Origin of the sequence: Saccharibacillus sp. WB 17, assembly GCF_008634075.2 — a bacterium.
GTDB lineage: Bacteria > Bacillota > Bacilli > Paenibacillales > Paenibacillaceae > Saccharibacillus > Saccharibacillus brassicae.
In genome coordinates this window covers 41,919-59,242 of record NZ_VPFK02000013.1, presented here as the reverse complement: position 1 = coordinate 59,242, position 17,324 = coordinate 41,919, and the positions used below count along the sequence as shown (strand labels likewise).

At 61.6% G+C, this 17,324-nt stretch carries 12 protein-coding genes; 10 read left to right on the top strand and 2 right to left on the bottom strand.

The genetic code is table 11. The features are described 5' to 3' along the window. Positions 1-29: 29 nt before the first annotated feature. Positions 30-935, bottom strand: coding sequence for a helix-turn-helix domain-containing protein (locus FTE24_RS05845; protein ID WP_150234977.1), 906 nt, complete (start codon positions 933-935; stop codon positions 30-32). Between the two features lie 133 nt (positions 936-1,068). Here FTE24_RS05845 and FTE24_RS05840 point away from each other — a divergent pair, with 133 nt between their 5' ends. Genes FTE24_RS05840 through FTE24_RS05820 form a run of 5 tightly spaced genes read left to right on the top strand, consistent with a single transcriptional unit; the run spans position 1,069 to position 5,971 of the window. Then, entirely contained in the window at positions 1,069-1,848 is a 780-nt protein-coding gene (locus tag FTE24_RS05840; RefSeq protein ID WP_237401660.1) for an ABC transporter ATP-binding protein, read from the top strand. Continuing rightward, the gene (locus FTE24_RS05835; protein WP_150234979.1) at positions 1,845-2,714 is read left to right on the top strand and encodes an ABC transporter permease; all 870 of its coding nucleotides are present in this window, start codon (positions 1,845-1,847) and stop codon (positions 2,712-2,714) included. The genes FTE24_RS05840 and FTE24_RS05835 overlap by 4 nt, the downstream gene beginning before the upstream one ends. Further along, complete coding sequence (locus FTE24_RS05830) at positions 2,707-3,510, top strand: ABC transporter permease (protein WP_160441670.1); 804 nt, start codon at positions 2,707-2,709, stop codon at positions 3,508-3,510. The genes FTE24_RS05835 and FTE24_RS05830 overlap by 8 nt, the downstream gene beginning before the upstream one ends. Positions 3,511-3,570: 60 nt before the next feature. Next, the gene (locus FTE24_RS05825; RefSeq protein ID WP_150234987.1) at positions 3,571-4,251 is read left to right on the top strand and encodes a response regulator transcription factor; all 681 of its coding nucleotides are present in this window, start codon (positions 3,571-3,573) and stop codon (positions 4,249-4,251) included. A 13-nt stretch (positions 4,252-4,264) separates the two neighbouring features. Continuing rightward, positions 4,265-5,971 (top strand): sensor histidine kinase, encoded by a 1,707-nt coding sequence (locus FTE24_RS05820; protein ID WP_150234989.1) that lies wholly within the window; start codon positions 4,265-4,267, stop codon positions 5,969-5,971. Positions 5,972-6,849: 878 nt separating this feature from the next. On the opposite strand, the gene FTE24_RS05815 is transcribed toward FTE24_RS05820, so the two are convergent. After that, positions 6,850-8,727 carry an LTA synthase family protein gene (locus FTE24_RS05815; RefSeq protein WP_150234991.1) on the bottom strand — a complete coding sequence of 626 codons (1,878 nt, stop codon included), beginning with the start codon at positions 8,725-8,727 and terminating at the stop codon, positions 6,850-6,852. Between the two features lie 390 nt (positions 8,728-9,117). On the opposite strand from FTE24_RS05815, the gene FTE24_RS05810 reads away from it, so the two are divergent. The 5 genes from FTE24_RS05810 (at position 9,118) to FTE24_RS05790 (ending at position 17,193) form a co-directional block, all read left to right on the top strand. Continuing rightward, on the top strand, positions 9,118-10,296 hold the full coding sequence (locus tag FTE24_RS05810; protein WP_160441669.1) for a C40 family peptidase: 1,179 nt from the start codon (positions 9,118-9,120) through the stop codon (positions 10,294-10,296). A 218-nt stretch (positions 10,297-10,514) separates the two neighbouring features. Continuing rightward, on the top strand, positions 10,515-12,806 hold the full coding sequence (locus tag FTE24_RS05805; protein ID WP_150234995.1) for a helicase C-terminal domain-containing protein: 2,292 nt from the start codon (positions 10,515-10,517) through the stop codon (positions 12,804-12,806). Between the two features lie 258 nt (positions 12,807-13,064). Further along, on the top strand, positions 13,065-13,583 hold the full coding sequence (locus tag FTE24_RS05800) for a MarR family winged helix-turn-helix transcriptional regulator (protein ID WP_237401659.1): 519 nt from the start codon (positions 13,065-13,067) through the stop codon (positions 13,581-13,583). After that, positions 13,577-15,325, top strand: a complete 1,749-nt coding sequence (locus FTE24_RS05795; protein ID WP_150234997.1) for an ABC transporter ATP-binding protein — start codon at positions 13,577-13,579, stop codon at positions 15,323-15,325. The genes FTE24_RS05800 and FTE24_RS05795 overlap by 7 nt, the downstream gene beginning before the upstream one ends. After that, complete coding sequence (locus FTE24_RS05790) at positions 15,322-17,193, top strand: ABC transporter ATP-binding protein (protein WP_150234999.1); 1,872 nt, start codon at positions 15,322-15,324, stop codon at positions 17,191-17,193. Before FTE24_RS05795 ends, FTE24_RS05790 begins: the two co-directional genes overlap by 4 nt. Positions 17,194-17,324 lie beyond the last annotated feature (131 nt).

The window sequence follows — 17,324 nt, the reverse complement described above, 5'->3', positions numbered from 1 at the left end:
GATCCGAAGATTCCGTTACCGTCGCGGCTTTATTCCGGCACCTCTTCGAACGACAGATTGATCGGCCGGTCGGGCAGCGGTTCTTCCGTTTGAAGATGGGTGGTCGGCACGGTGTCCGGTACCTCTTCGAACGCGAAGCCGTCGACATGGATCTGCCCGGAACCGCTCAGTAGAACGCCGAACGAGATCTGCGCGGCGGATTCGGGGACGTCCAGCACGATCGCGTAATGGTTCCAGTCCAGCGTCCCGGTCAGCGGGCGGTTCGCCATGTTGTCGAACTGAAGCACGTCGCCGTCGGCCGCGTCCACCCGCATCCACAGCGCCGCGAAGCCCGGTTCGACCTGGTCCGTTTTGACGAATGCCGACAGCCGGATTCTTTGCCCGACATAACGTTCCGCCCGAAAGACCTGCATCATCGTGCCGAACTGCTCCGGCGCCTCGGCCGCGGCCGACTTGAGATAGCCGGACCCGGTTCCCCGGTGCACGGTATGGCGGTCGATACCCATTTCGTACAGAAAAGGATGACTCCCGCTCATGAACCAGCCTTTGACCGGAGACTCTTGAAGATTGGAATTTGTCTGCATGGAAAGTTCCTCCTTGTGCAGCATGCCGCCCATCCATCTGCGATAACGGGCAGGCGGCAGCCCGTATATTTTTTTGAATGCCCGGCCGAACGCTTCCTGCGACTCGAACCCGAACCGCAGCGCGAGATCGAGCACCCGCTCGTCCGTATGCAGCAGCGCGGACGCCGCGCCGGCCAGCCTTCTTGCGCGCACATACTCCGACATCGTCATGCCGGTCTCTCTCTGGAAAATCCGGTGAAAATGGAAAAAGGAAAACCCGGCTTCGGCCGCGATGTCTTCGCCCGTCAAGGCTCGTTCCAGATTGCGCTCGATATAGTCGATCGTTTTTTGCACCGCAGGATGATAGCTCACGTGAACGCCTCCTTGTACCCAGAGTAGCAGACCGGGCGCAGCGGGGTTTTGACTTTTTTTGCGAACTTTTATTCTTTCTTTAGATTTGCCTTCTACACTTGGGGCAGACGAAAAAGAAAGAGGCGATGCACACATGCAGGCGACACAAACGGAACGGGAAAAAAAGATCATGATCCCGCAGGCGGAGCAGCCGCTGGTCGAGATCGGGAACGTCACCAAACGGGTGCGGCGGCGGACGCTGCTCCAAAACGTGTCGTTCGCGGTCGAACGGGGCGAGATCTGCGGGCTGCTCGGGCCCAACGGGGCGGGCAAAACGACGCTGATCCGCGTCATGACCGGACTGATCCGGCCGGATTCCGGCGACGTCCTGATCGGCGGGCGCAGCGTGGTGCGCGATCGGCAGGCGGCCGCCGCGCAGTTCGGCGCGATCGTCGAATCGCCGATCTTCTTCCCGTACATGACGGGGCGAGACAATCTCGACAATCTGGCGCTGCTGCATCCCAACCTGCCCGACCGCGCGGCGCGGCGGCAGCGGGTGCGGGAAGTGCTTGAGATCGTGCGCATGGACCAGCGGGCCGACGAGCGCGTCAAAACGTATTCGCTCGGCATGAAGCAGCGGCTCGGTATCGCGCAGGCGCTGCTCGGCGATCCGCAGCTCCTGATCCTCGACGAGCCGGCGAACGGACTCGATCCGATGGGGATCCGGGAACTGCGCGAGCTGATTCTGCGGCTCAAGCACGACCTCGGCAAAACGGTGCTGATCTCCAGCCACCTGCTCGACGAACTTCAGAAAATCTGCGACCGCATCGTGGTCATTCGCGAAGGCGAGCGCGTCTTCGCGGGCAGCCGGGAAGAGATGATCGGCGATCACGGCAGTCTGGAAGAAGCGTTCGTGGAAAGGATGACGACATGAGCCTGCTGCTGTACGAACCTTCAAGCGGCGGGGTCGGCTTTCACAGGCTGCTGGCAGCGGAATGGGGCAAACTGTGGAACCGGCGCGTCGTGCGGCTGATGGCGCTCGCCGCTCCGCTGATGGCGCTCGTGTCGGCCCGCTATTTGCTGTCGCAAAACGGCGTGCTGGACCCGGGACTGCCGGAGTACGCGACGGCCGGCAGCGTGCCGGTGCTCGCGCTGGCCGAGATGCTCGTCACCGCGTTCAGCGGCATGATGCTGGTGCTGGCCGGCCTGACGGTGACGGAAGAATACCGCAGCGGCCAACTGCGCATGGGCCTACTGCGCGCCGTGTCGCTGAAGCGGATCATGGCGGCCAAATGGGTCGTCTGCCTGTCTTTTATGTGGATACAGCTGGCGCTCTATCTGATCTGCTCGGCGGCGATCGGGCGAATTCTGTTCCCCAACCCGGAGACTTATCCGTTGTTCTACGGGGCCGGCTTCGCGACGTACGGACAAGGGCTGCTGTACGATCTCGCGTACTACGGATTGGCCGCTCTTGCGCTGGCCGCGCTGCTGACCGTCTTTTTCTGGCTTGCGGCGGTCGGGCGTTCGTCCACGGTGACGCTTGCGCTCGGGATCGGTTTCCTGCTGCTGTCGTATCTGCTGCCGACGCTGCTGACGTATTTCCGGCCGCTGTTCGAGCTGGAGGCTTATGTACGGCTGTATTTTCTGTCGCTGCTCATGATCGAATGGGAAGGGCTGGCGGCGATGCTTGCGGACCTGCACGGGCTGCGGCTGTGGAATCTGGGCGTGATCGCGGCCTACGGCCTGCTGTTCGGCGTTATGACGGCGTTGATCTGGAGAAGGAGGGATTCTTTTGAATAAGGAAAAACAAATCGGAGTCGGAACGGGCAATCTGCTCCGAAGCGAAGCGCAGCGGGTGTTCAAACGCAAACGGACGTGGGCGGTCATCGCCGTCTACCTGCTCTTCGTGCCGCTGGAATGTTTGTTTCTGGCGATGATGAACACAAGTTTCTACGACATGAACCGTCCCGTGACGCTCGATTCGCTGAACACGGCGCCCTTTCTGCTGCGGGAGCTGGCGATTCTGATGCATTTCGTCGTCATTCCGATGCTTGCGGCGGACAGCTTCGGCGGCGACGTGTCTTCGGGCGCGCTGCGGCTGGCGCTGATCCGTCCGGTGTCGCGCGTGCGCCTGTTTCTGGCCAAATGGGCCGTGCTGGGCTTGATCGTCGGCGTTCTGACGCTGTTCACGTGGGCGGCCGGAACGGTGTTCGGGTCGATCTTTATGGCGCCCGCCGCCGAGACGACGCTGCCGGGCGCGGGCACGGTCGGCGCTGCGGGCGCGCTCGGCTACGGGCTGTCTTTTTACGGCATCGCTTTCTGCGTCTTCGTCGCCCTGATCGGGATCGGCGGCCTCGTGGCGCGGCTTGTGCCCAATCCGGTGCTGGCCTATGTCGGCATGCTGGCGGTCATCGTCGGCGGACTGTACGCGTCGGACCGGCTCGCTTTTCTGCTGTCGGTGTCCGATTCGATCTTCCGGTTTCTCGGCCAAACGGGCGGCAGCGACGGAGGTCTCGGCTGGACGGTCTGCGTGCTGCTCGCGGGCTGCGCTATAATGGGAACATGGAGTTGGAAACGGAGAGAATGGACGCAGTAGGCACGGACGGTTTGGAAAACGGGCGTGCCGCTGCGAAGCGAAAAGGAGGATGAGGCGGACATGGCCGATACGGTGCTGCTGGTGGACGACGAGCGCGAGATCGTGGCGTTCATGCGCGATGCGCTGGAAGACGAAGGATATGAGGTGCTGTGCGCCTATGGCGGACAGGAGGCGCTGGCGCTGCTGCCCCGCCGGCCCGATCTCGTCGTGCTCGACGTGATGATGCCCGGCATGGACGGCTACGAGCTGTGCGCGGCGATCCGCGAAAGCGCGTCCTGCCCCATCTTGTTCGTCAGCGCCCGGCGCTCCGAAGAAGACAGAGTGCGCGGGCTGATGGCCGGCGGCGACGACTACTTGGTGAAGCCGTTTGGCCTGCGCGAGTTCAAGACGAGAATCTACGCGCATCTGCGCCGGGAAAAAAGGGACCGCGGCGCAGCGGAGCGCTACCTGCGCTTCGGCGCCCTCGCGATCGACGCGCAGGCCCGCGAAGTCCGCCTCGGAGAGACAGCGCTCGCGTTCACCGGGCGCGAATTCGACATTGTGCTGCTGCTTGCGCTGCACCCGTCGCAGGTGTTCGCGCGCGAAGACATCTACGAGCGGATCTGGGGTCTCGAAGCGGACGGCGACTCGTCGACGGTCACGGAACACGTCAAAAAAGTCCGGGCCAAACTGCACGCCGCCGATCCCGAACTGAACCCCATCTCCACCGTGTGGGGGGTCGGATATAAATGGCGGATATGAGGGAGGTAGCGGAATGCGTGAAGCAGGCGGGACTCGCGGGGGAGAGCCCGGGAGCGAAGAGAGCAGGGAACAATCCGTGAGCCAGGCGGGCGAAGTTCGCGGGGCGGAAACCGTAGGCGAAGCGGGTGAAGGGAGTGGAGAGCGGGCGGCTCGCGGGGCGGAGCCTGTGGGCGAAGGGAGTGCTGCGGGCGGGGCTCCGAATGAACGCGCCGCTGTTCGAGGCGGAAGCGCGCCGGGCCTCAGCCCTGCAAAAGATCGGCTGCTAAAAAGCCTGATCCAGCGCACGTTCCAGCGGACGTTTCTGCTCAGCGTGCTGGCGACGGTGCTGACCTGGGCGCTGGGCCTGGGCGTCCTGCTCGTCTGGAGCGGCTCGCTGCGTCCGGCGAACTATTACGAAAGCCTTGTGCCTCAGGTCGCCGAACAGGTTCGGCAGCTCGGCGATCCGGTATCCCCGGCTTCGCGAAGCGCCGTCGCGGCGATCGTGCCGGCGGACGGGATAGATTACGAAGTGTTCGACGCCTCGGGCCGACGGATCTACGGTTCATTTGTCACGGACAGCGCGCATTCGATCCGCGGCGGGCCGGATCTGCTGTCGCGTCTGAACGGCCATGTATCAGCGAACGGCTATTATATACGCTACGAGCCGCTGACAGGGCCGGACGGCGCGTTCGCCGGCGCGATCGCACTGCGCTACAAGCTGACGGCCGCCGCGGCGAATCCGTCGCATGCCGTGCCGCTGCTGCTCGGCGGGCTGCTGATGGCGGCCGCGCCGTTCGCTTATTTGTACGGGTTCACGGTCTGGAGCGGCCGCCGCCTCAGCCGCAAGCTCGAAGAGCCGTTCGGGCATCTGATCGAAGGCGCGGAGAAAATCCGCGAGCACGATCTGGATTTCTCGCTGGAACGCGGAGGCACCGGCGTCCGCGAGCTGAACCAGCTGCTCGCCGCATTCGAGCAGATGCGCGAAGCGCTGCGGGAATCGCTGCGGCGCGAATGGGAGTCGGAACGCGACCGGCGCGACGCGATCGCGGCCGTCGCGCACGACCTCGGCACGCCGCTCAGCGTGATTCGCGGGCACGCGGAAGTGCTGCTGGAAGACGGAGGCCGCCGTCCCGAGCGCGCGGTCCGCTACGCCGAGACGATTCTCGGCGCGGTGGACCGTTCGATCTCGCTGACGGCGGACCTGTCGGAAGCCGCGCGGGTGGAACGTCCGGACTTTGCGCTCAGTCCGGAGCCGGTCGACCTGGAGGCGGCTTTCCGCGCCAAAGGGCGGGAATACGCCTTCCTGTGCCGAAAGCGCGGCCTCGCCTTCGAGCTGTCGGCACACGACCTGCGGGCCGAGGACGCACGCGGCCCGCTGCGATTGGACCAGCACCGGATCAACCGGGTGCTGGACAATCTTGTCAGTAACGCCCTCCGCTACGCGCCGGAGGGCGGCTCCGTCGCGGTCGAGCTTCGAATCCGGCCCGGCACGGCCGAATTCGAGGTGCGCGACGACGGCCCCGGCTTCGCGGAGGCCGGGGGCGGCCGCATCTTCGAGAAGTTCTATCGCGAAGATGCGGCAAGGTCTGCCGACGCCGGAACGGGCGGCGTCGGGCACTCCGGTCTCGGGCTGTTCATCGCCCGAACCGTCGTGCGCCGGCACGGCGGCGAGATCGCCGCGCGCAACCGCCCGGAGGGCGGCGCCAGCGTCTCCTTCTCCGTCGCGGAGCTGGAGGACTAGCCGGGCTGCGCGGCTGGGCTTGACTGGCGCATGGCCGCGCCCTGCGATCCCCGCGCCCAACCGCGCCCTGCACCCTCACGCGCTGCCCCGCCGCGCCCGGCTTCGCCATCGGGCCTGCCAACCCCGCCGCCCCGATCCGCCTTCCACAGCCTACAGCCGCATACCCCGCCCAAGTACCGGCTCAAAACCACCAATCCGACTTTATCCCACCCAAATAAGTGCTCCAAAGCAGCTAATTGTCCCGGCCCATTCGCTGCATAGAAAATAAGTGCGACAGAACACTTATTTTCCCCGTTCGGCCCGCCCCACACAGATATGTGCCAAAATAACTGTTCTCCTGCACTTATTTTCGGGAAATCATCTTTTTGAAGCGGAATAGCTGCTCTCACGCAGTTATTTTTGCATTCGAGTGTATAGAGGGCATTTCGAGCCTCCGGCGCTCCGCCGAGCCCGAACCCACCCCAATCCAACTCAAGCAAATTAAAAAAACCAAAAACACCACCAACAAATCTCGCGATTTGCGGTGGTGTTTTTTTGCAGGCACCCGGTCTGTTTGCGTTCGCACGATAAGCTTAACTTTTGATCGACGGGAAAGCTTCTCTGTTCACATGCGAAACCCGGAATCTTCTTGCAAGATTCCTTCAAATTTTGTTCTGCCCTCATGGCCGCCGCCGCTGTCGCGCCAGCTTGCAGGTCGCCTCCGCGAGCCCGCTTCACAATCCGCCGCTGTGCCAGCTCTGCACTCCGCCTTCGCGAGCCCGCTTCGCAATCCGCCGCTGCGCCAGCTCTACTCCGCTTCCGCAAGCTCGCCTCCACGCGCCAGTTCCGCCGCACTTCGGCCCGCCGCGCGCAGCTCTCCGCGTCGCCCCGCTACCGCCTCACTCTTCCTCCGCCGTCCCCGGCCGGTCCGGCTGCTGCCGGACGTAGCTGCTGGACAGTTCGAACAGTTGGAGCATGCGGTTGTACTGGTCTTCGGTGACGCCGGAGTCGGACGTGCCGCCTTTTTTGAGCGGGTAGTAGGTGCCGTCGGCGTATCCGGTGCCGGGGATGAACAGCGTGTCGCCCGCGATCAGCGAGCCCGAAGGCCAATAATAGCGTTCCGGGATCATGTTCTCCGACTGGTTCAGCAGGTCCTGGCCGAAGTGGATATGGTCGTCCAGCGAGACGCCGAGCAGATTCGCCGCCGTCGGCAGGATGTCCACCTGGGCGCCGAGCTGCGGCTGCACATGGGCTTCGTTCGTGTCGTCGCCGAGAATGAGAAACGGAATGTTCGGCATGTCGCTGTACGTATAGTCGTGACCGAGAATTTCTTTGGCCAATGCCAGGTCCTGTTCGTCCATCGAATGCAGCGGCAGGCCGAGATGGTCGCCGTACAGCATCAGCAGGCTGTCTTCCCACAGCCCTTTCTCTTTCAATTCGTCGATCAGCAGGCCGAGGCAGTAATCCGCATAGTTCTGCGCGCGGATATAATCGCCCACGAGCGTGCCTTCGTAACGCGCCGGCAGATCCATTTTGTATTTGTCCGCGGGGATCGTGAACGGGTGATGCGCGCTCATCGAGATGATCTGCGCGTAGAACGGCCGACTCGATTTGTCCATGTGCTGGAGCACGTCGGTCGTCTTGTCGTACAGCACTTCATCGGAAGCGCCGAAGAAGACCGTATCGTCCGTGCCGAAAAAGGCCTGGTCGTAATACTGGTCGAACCCGAGCGCGGCATACAGCTGGTTCCGGTTCCAGAACGAGACTTGATTGGTGTGGAACGTGGCCGTTTGGTAGCCGTTGGCTTCCAGCAGCTTCGGCAGGCTCGGCAGTGCCTTTTCGCCGTACGCGATGACGGACGCTTTGCGCGGCGGGATATAGAACGACGTATTCACCGTAAACTCCGCGTCCGACGTGTTGCCCTGGCCGGCGCTTTGGTAGAAGTTCGGGAAATAGAGCCCTTCCGCGGCGAGTTTGTTCAGGTTCGGCGTGACTTCTTGTCCGTCGATCTTGAGGCCGACCATAAAGTTCTGAAGCGATTCCAGCTGGAGGATGATCAGGTTCTTGCCCTGGGCCGCTCCGTAATGCGCCGGCGCTTCGGGCTGCTCGATACTTTTGAGTTCGTTGATCCGGGTCTGGCTGATCTCGTCGAGCGGCACCGGTTCTTCGTCGCGGTCGGTCAGCAGCGTGTACGCTTCGTAGTTGAGGATGCCCATCTTTTCCGCTTTGACGACTTCGTTCATGCTCGCGCGGTTCGGCCAGACGTTCATCGTGCACAAGACCAGCGAGACAATCAGCACGCTGCCGAGGACGCGGCGGTTCATCGGGCGGTGAACGACGTTTGCCCGCCATTTCCGCGCTTTTTTACTGGCAAAGAACCACACGGTCAGCACGAGGATATCGGTGAAAATAAGCAGGTACTGCGGCGCAAGCAGCGTGAACACGCTGTCGCTGACTTCGACGGCCTGCCGGCTCTGGTCGAGCGCATGGTAGTTGACGACGACGCCGTAGTATTTGAAATAGATAATCGCCGTGAAAAAAAGTCCCGTGACGAACAAATTGGTGACCATATACCACAGCAGTTTGCGTTTGGTCGCCAGCCATTCGAACAGGCAGAAAATAATCCATAAAAACGGGATCTCTGTCAACAGCGGTCCCCACAGCGGAGTATCTTCGAAAATCGGTCCCCAGGCGATATAGCCTTTGACCAACAGGATGAGGGTAAACAACACGAAAGGTCGGGTCCATACAGACCGCAGATACTTGATCGGCTCCATGGTGCAAAGCTCCTTTTCTGTACATGAAAATAAAGAGGGTCCGCCGGAAAATTCGTCTCGCCGGAAAACCTTTTATATAAGGTTAAACCGTTCGCGGCGTTTTGCCTCATTTTGGCTCAAGAGCCATAAATCCTTAGCTATTATGCTCCCGGACGCAAAAGATGTCAAAATCGTTTCTTATTTGTCTCCAATTTGCTCAAAACGCTGGAGATTTGCGCCGATAGAAGATAAACTAGCGATAGAATGCAGAACCGTCGGCCCGTTACCAGCCCAGCGCCTTTCCGTTTTTTTGCGGAAGCGCTTATCGACAACAGGACATGCGCGCGATTTGCGGTTTCGGCGACCCCGCCGAGCCGCCGTTTGCGCCCATGCCGTACCAAGGAGGCAATCATGAAAAGAAAGCTTTTCGGCTTGTTCGCAGTATCGACTCTTCTAGTGACTGTACCCGTCGTCGCGGAAGCGGCTCCCGGCAAAGTCGACCGTCCCGTCAATCTTCGTTCGGCTCCGTCGGCCTCGGAAGGAAGCGTGCACCGCACGCTGCAGCCGGGCACCAAGCTCGAAGTGCTCACCGCGCTCAACGCCCACTGGCTCAAAGTCGATGTAGGCGGCAAGACCGGATACGTATCGGCCTCCTATGTAACGTACGCCAAAGAAACGCAGTCGCAGAGCGCCGTCAAGGCCGCCGCGTCTTCGTCCGTCAAAACCGCGTCGTCCGCGGGCGTCAAGGGGACGCCTTCGGTCAAGCCGATCTCGGCCGCCGCGCAGGCTCCGATCGTTCAGGCAACGGTGGAATCCGTCGCTCCCGAAGCGGCACCTTCCGCGGCTCCGGCCGTCGTGCCCGCAGCCGTTTCGGCCAATACGGGCAGCGGAACCGTCGCCAAGAACGTCAATTTCCGCGCCGAACCGACGACGGGCAGCGCCGTGCACCGCGTCCTGTCGGCCGGCGAAGCGTTCACCGCCGTCGAACTCGCGAATTCCGCCTGGCTCAAGATTACCGACGCCAACGGCTTGACCGGCTACGTCTCGACCAGCTACGTCACGTACACGCTGCCCGGCGGAACTTCGGTCTCGCCGGCCGCGACTCCGGCTCCGCCGGTTGTCGACACGGCCGTGCCGCTGCCGCTTCCGAGCGTCCCGCTGCCGGTCGTTCCGCTTCCGGCGCCGCCGACCGGCAGCGCCATCGACTCGGGCACAGCCGACCGGATCATTCAGGACGCGCTGTCGCTGCAGGGCATCACGCGCTACGGGTTCGGCAAGAACGAAGCGCCGGTGCTGCTTGACTGCTCTTCGTTCACGCGCTACGTGTTCGGCCTGCAGGGTCTCAACCTGCCGTTCGGCACCGCGTACCAAAAAGATATCGGCATCGCGGTGGACAAAGACCAATGGCAAAAAGGCGACCTGCTGTTTTTCTGGAGCAGCGTGCCCGGCCTGATCGGCCATGTCGGCATCTACAACGGAGAAGGCGGACTGGTCCACAACAGCGCGAGCAAAGACGGCGTGGTCGTGGCCGACCTCGACCTGAAATACTGGCAGGATCATTACGTGTCCGCAAGACGCGTACTGCAATAAGCTTCCGGCAGTACGACGAACAGGCGTTTTCGAAGCTTTCGCTGCGGCGAAAGCTTCTTTTTTTGCGGCAAAACAAGAACTTGCGCAGCGCTTCGTCTATAATGGATAGACGTCTGCGGACGTCGTACGGTCTGCATAAAATCGCAAAAAATAAGCGAAACGCCGAAAAGGGCGAACAGGATATAGAAGCAACAGGTTATGCGGAAGGAGAAATGGGCATGGCTTATACGGTAAAAACTTCTGTGCGGCCGCTGGTGGAATACGTGTTTCGCAGCGGCAGCCTGGAGTCCGGCACCCGGTTCGGCAGCGCGCTGCAGGAAGGCACGCGTATCCACCGCGAAGTGCAGGAGAGCTACGGGGAGAACGACCGGAAGGAAGTATTCGTGAAAACGGAACTGACCTGCGCCGAAGGAGAGCTGACCGTGCAGGTGGAAGGACGCTGCGACGGGCTGCTGCTGGGCGAGGACGGCCTCTATACGATCGACGAGATCAAATCGACGTCGGAGACGGCGGACTTGATCGGAGACGGGCATGACGTGCATTGGGCGCAGGCCAGGTTTTACGCCTACATGCTGACGCTGGACCTGAAGCTTGAACAGATTCGCGTCCGGCTGACGTACGTGCACAAGCCGGGCGGCGAGCGCAGCGTGCGCGAAGTCGTGCAGACGGCGGAGGAGCTGGCGTCGTTCGTGCAGGACGTGGCCGAGCGCTACGCACTGTACGCGCTGCTGCTCAAACGGCGCGAAGAACGGCGCAACGAAGCCGCTTCGGCGCTCGCTTTCCCGTTCGGGCGCTACCGCGAAGGCCAGCGGCTGTTCGCGGGAGCGGTGTTCAAAACGGTGCGCGAAGAGAAAAACCTCATCGCGCGGGCGCCGACCGGCACCGGCAAGACGATCTCGACGCTGTTTCCCGCGATCAAAGCGATCGGGGAAGGGCTGATCAGCCGCATCTATTACCTCACCGCCAAGACAACCACGCGGGCCGGGGCGGAAGAAGCGCTGGCGCTGCTCGAACGAAACGGGGCGTATTTGAGTTCCATCACGATTACGGCGAAAGACAAAGTCTGCTTCAAGGAAGAAGAAGACTGCGCGGGCGGTCAATGCCGGTTCGCCGTCGGGTATTACGACCGGATCAACGACGCGCTGATCGACCTGTTCGAGCACGAGACGAGAATTACCCGCGACGTGCTCGAAACCTATGCGCGCAAGCATACGGTGTGCCCGTTCGAGTTTTCGCTCGACGCGGCTTATGCGGCGGACGTTGTCGTCTGCGATTACAACTACGTGTTCGATCCGCGCATCGCGTTCAAGCGGCTGTCCGACGAGCAGCGGAGCCGTTCGGCGCTGCTCGTCGACGAAGCGCACAATCTGGTCGAACGCGGACGCGAGATGTTCTCGGCCGACGTGCTGAAATCGGCGTTCCTCGCGATCAAGCGCGGCTACAAAGACGTGCACGAAGGCGTGCGCGCCGCGGCCGACCGGGTCAACGCGTATCTGATCCTGCTGCGCAAGCAGGCCGGGGAAGCAGGGCGCTTCGTCGGCAGCGAGCCGCCGGAAGTGATGTTCAAGCTGCTGGAGCCGTTCGTCGAGCAGGCGGAACACGCGCTCGTGACCGTGCACGGCAGCGAAGCCGAAGAAGAACTGCTGGAAGCCTATTTCTCGGCGCAGGCTTTCCTGCGGGTCGGGCGGCTGTACGGCGATCAGTACGTGACTTACGTGGAGACGGACGGCAGCGAAGTGCGGATGAAGATGTTCTGCCTCGATCCGTCGCAGCTGCTGCTCCAGTCGTCCAAAAACTACCGTTCCGCCGTCTATTTTTCCGCCACGCTCGCTCCGCTCGGGTTTTACCGGGAGATGCTCGGCGCCGCGGAAGACGACTATACGCTGTCGATTCCGTCGCCGTTCAGTCCCGAGCAGCTCGAAGTGACGGTGCTGCCGTTCTCCACGCGCTTCCGCGACCGAGAACGGACGCGGGACGCGCTGGCCGGGGCGCTGGCGGACACGGTGACCAAGCGTCCGGGCAACTACCTGTTCTTTTTCCCGTCGTACGCATATTTGCAGGAGATCCGGCAGGCGTTCGAGACGCGCGTCGACCGCGAGGCGATCGAGATTCTCGGGCAGGATTCGGGCATGTCGGAACTTGCGCGCACCGGATTCCTCGACGCGTTCTCGGCGGATCGGGAGAAGACGCTCGTCGGCTTCGCCGTCATGGGCGGCGTCTTCTCGGAAGGCATCGACCTCGCCGGCGACCGGTTGACCGGAGTGGCCGTGATCGGCGTCGGCCTGCCGCAGATCGGGCTGGAGCGCGATATCGTCCGGGATTACTACAACGAGCGCGGCCGCAGCGGCTTCAACTACGCCTACGTCTACCCGGGCATGAACAAAGTCCAGCAGGCCGGCGGGCGCTTGATCCGGACTGAAGCGGACCGCGGCGTGTTGATCCTGGCCGACGACCGGTTTCTTCAGGAACCTTACCGCTCGCTGCTGCCGGACGAATGGGGAACGAAATAACGCGCCGGTGAAAAGAAGACCGAACGAAGACACGACGAAGGCAAAACGAAAGCACAAGAAAAAGCCCTGCGCGCGATGCGCACGGGCTTTTTTCTCATGAAATACGCCGCCCTCGTGTCAAAGTTGACATTCATCAAGTCCGGTCATACAATTAGGGAGCAAATAGATAGGCAGGCTAAATATTAGTCGACCTAAATATATTTTTTTGAGGAAGAAGCAGACGCATTTCCGGCAACGGAGAAAGGGAGGCGCATCGCCATGGAATCGCGCTTGAGCCCGCTGGCCCGCGAATTGATGATCACGATCCGGAAATTCCAGCATGGGCGCAAAAAAAAGCATACCGGTCCGATGGCCGGACGCAAGCAGAGCGAAGGCATGCTGCTCATGGTGCTTCGCAGCCGCGTCGACCACGGGGAACCGGGCATCATGGTCTCGGAGATCAGCCGCATTCTGGACGTGGCTTCGCCGACCGTGACGCAGCTGATCAAAGGATTGGAATCGGACGGCCTCGTCGTGCGCGGCTCCGACCCGTCCGACCGGAGAGCGGTACGCATCTCGCTGACGGACGAAGGGGTGCGCGTCACCGATTCGTTTATTCGGGAAATGGAATCGATGGTCGGCGGATTGACGGATCATCTGGGCGAGGAAGATACCCGGACGCTCGTTCAGCTGCTGAATCGCACGCACGATTATTTCGCCGGTCGGGAGAACGAAGAGTCCGGCCAAGACCCGCACGCACAGGCGTCGGACGATAAAGGAGAGAGACCGTTATGTTGAAATTGTTTCGCATGCTGAAGCCTTACCGGGTCGGCGTCGTGCTCGTCCTGTTGATGGTGTTCGTGCAGGCGCTCGCTGAGCTGTTCCTGCCGACGCTGATGGCCGACATCGTCGACAAAGGCATCGTGAACAGCGATATCCCTTACATCTGGCAAATCGGCGGCATTATGCTGGGCGTGGCGATGATCGGGATGCTGTGCTCGATCGCGGCCAGTTATCTGTCGGCCAAAGTGTCGCTCGGCTTCGGCCGCGACCTGCGCAGCCGGGTGTTCTCGCATGCGCAGCGTTTTACGCTCAAGGAATTCGACAAGTTCGGTACCGCTTCGCTGATTACGCGCACGACCAACGACATTACGCAGGTGCAGCAGGTGCTGACGATGATGCTGCGCATGATGGCGATGGCGCCGATGATGATGATCGGCGGCATTATCATGGCCGTATCCAAAGACGCCAAGCTGTCGCTGGTGCTCGTCGTGGTCATCCCGGTGCTGGCGCTGCTTATCTTGCTGATCGGGCGCAGCGCGCTGCCGCTGTTCAAGGCGATGCAGAAAAAGATCGACCGGCTGAATCTGGTGCTGCGCGAGAACCTGACCGGCATTCGCGTCATTCGGGCGTTCGGACGCGAAGACAGCGAACGCGGCCGCTTCGACCATGCAAGCAGCGATCTCAAAGACACCGCGATCCGCGTCAACAAGCTGATGGCGCTGATGATGCCGGCCATGATGCTGATCCTCAACTTCTCGACGATCGCGATCATCTGGTTCGGCAGTATCCGCATCGACGCCGGCGAGATGGAGATCGGCAACCTGATGGCTTTCGTGCAGTACGCCATGCAGATTCTGTTCTCCCTGATCATGGTCTCGATCATCTTCGTCATGGTACCGCGGGCTTCCGTATCGGCCGGCCGGATTAACGAAGTGCTCGATGCGCTGCCGGACATCGAAGATCCGACTCAGCCGAGCCGCCCTTCGCAGCGCGGACGGCTTGAATTCCGCGACGTCTCGTTCACTTACGAAGGCGCCGAAGCGCCGGCGATCGAACACGTCTCGTTCGAAGCCGGCCCCGGCGAAGTCACGGCCCTGATCGGCGGAACCGGCTCGGGCAAATCGACGCTCGTCAGCCTTATTCCCCGCTTCTACGACGTCTCGTCGGGATCGGTCCTCGTGGACGGCGTCGATATCCGCGAGCTGCAGCAGGAAGAACTGCGCCTCAAGATCGGCTACGTGCCGCAGAAGGCGCTGCTGTTCACCGGCAGCGTGATGGAAAATATCCGCTACGGCAAACAGTCCGCCAGCGACGAAGAAGTGCGCGAAGCGGCGCGGATCGCACAGGCGGCCGAATTTATCGACGGTCTGGACGAAGGCTACGACGCGCCGGTCTCGCAGGGCGGATCGAATCTGTCCGGCGGCCAGAAGCAGCGGTTGTCGATCGCCCGCGCGCTGGTGCGCCGTCCGGAAGTGTACATCTTCGACGACAGCTTCTCCGCGCTCGACTTCAAGACCGACGCCAGGCTGCGCGCCGCGCTCAAGCAGGAGACGCAGAACGCGACCGTGCTGATGGTCGCGCAGCGGGTCAGCACCGTCATGGATGCCGACCGGATCGTCGTGCTTGATCAAGGCCGCGTGGCTGGTATCGGCAGCCACGACGAACTGCTGCGCACGAGCGACGTCTACCGCGAGATCGTGTCTTCGCAGCTGTCGGAAGAAGAAATGGGCAAACGGGCAGAGGAGGGAATGTCATGAGCGAACACAATCGCAATCAACCGCCGCGCAAAGGACCCGGACCCGGCCCGGGCATGGGCGGCCCCGGCGGCATGATGATGCCGGTCGCCAAGCCGAAAAATTTCAAGGCGACGTTCAAGCGTCTCACCGGCTATTTGGCGCCGTACAAATTCCACCTGCTCGTCGTGCTGATCACGGCAATCCTGAGCACGGTGTTCAACATTCTCGGTCCCAAGATCATGGCGAACGCCGTGACCCGGCTGAGCGAAGGCGTCATGGCGAAGATGCAGGGCATCCCGAACGCCGCCGTCGACTTCGAATACATCTGGCAGATCATTATGATTCTGGCCGGTCTGTACGTCCTGAGCGCGCTGTTCGGCTATATCCAGCAGTTCGTCATGGCCGGCGTCGCGCAGCGCACGTCCTACAGCCTGCGCAAAGAGGTCAAGGAGAAGCTTGACCGCCTGCCGCTGAAATATTACGACAAACATCCGTACGGCGACGTGCTGAGCCGCGTCACGAACGACATGGACAATATCAGCAACACGCTGCAGCAGAGTCTGACGCAGATCATCACGTCGCTCGTGACGATCATCGGCGTCATCATCATGATGCTGACGATCAGCCCGATCATGACGCTGATCACGGTGCTGACGATTCCGCTCAGCCTGGTCGTCGTCATCCTGATCGCCAAGCGCTCGCAAAAATATTTTGCCAGCCAGCAGCGCTCGCTCGGCGACCTGAACGGGCACGTCGAAGAAATGTACAACGGCCAGCGCGTGATCAAAGCGTACGGCCGCGAAGCCGCTTCGCTCGAAAAGTTCGAGACGCATAACAAGGAACTGTACGAATCCGGCTGGAAAGCCCAGTACATTTCCGGTCTGATCATGCCGCTGATGTCGTTTATCGGCAATATCGGCTACGTGCTGATCTGCGTCGTGGGCGGCATCTTCGTCACCAACGGCCGGATCAATATCGGCGACATTCTCGCGTTTATCCAATATGCGAGACAGTTCTCCCAGCCGATCACCCAGACAGCGAACATCGCCAACATTATCCAGTCCGCGATCGCTTCGGCGGAGCGCGTCTTCGAAGTGCTGGACGAAGAAGAGCAGACGCCGGACCGCAAGCTCGAACGCCATCTGACGGGCCGCGGCGAAGTGAAGTTCGAACACGTCCGCTTCGGATATACCGAAGAGAAGATGCTGATCAACGACATGAGCATCGACGTCTCGCCGGGACAGACCGTCGCGGTCGTCGGCCCTACCGGAGCCGGCAAAACGACGCTGATCAACCTGCTGATGCGGTTCTACGAATTGAACGGCGGCTCGATCAAGATCGACGGCGTCGATACGGCCGACATGGACCGCAAGCAGCTGCGCAGCCTGTTCGGCATGGTGCTGCAGGATACGTGGCTGTTCGGCGGCACGATCCGCGAGAATATCGCGTACGGCCGCGAAGGCGCGACCGAAGAAGAGATCGTGCGCGCAGCCGAAGCGGCAAGAGCGGATCACTTTATCCGCACGCTGCCGGAAGGCTACGACACGGTGCTCAACGAAGACGCGTCGAACATCTCGCAGGGGCAAAAGCAGCTGCTGACGATCGCGCGCGCCGTCCTGGCCGATCCGCGCATCCTGATTCTCGACGAAGCGACGAGCAGCGTCGATACGCGGACCGAAATCTTTATCCAGCAGGCCATGGGCGAGCTGATGAAGGGCCGCACAAGCTTCGTGATCGCGCACCGTCTGTCGACGATCAAAGGCGCCGATCTCATTCTCGTCATGAATCACGGCGAAGTGATCGAGCAGGGCACGCACGAAGAACTGCTGTCCTCCGACGGGTTCTACGCGGATCTGTACAACAGCCAATTTTCGGAAGAAGCGGGCTAACCACAACCCGGCGTCCCGAAGCCCCGAAAGCCTGTCCGTACAGGCTTGGACAACACTTTGGGAGCAAGGTCGCACGCAAGAACCGGCAGTCTCTGCCGGTTCTTTTTCGTGCGCGTACGGCGGACTTTCTT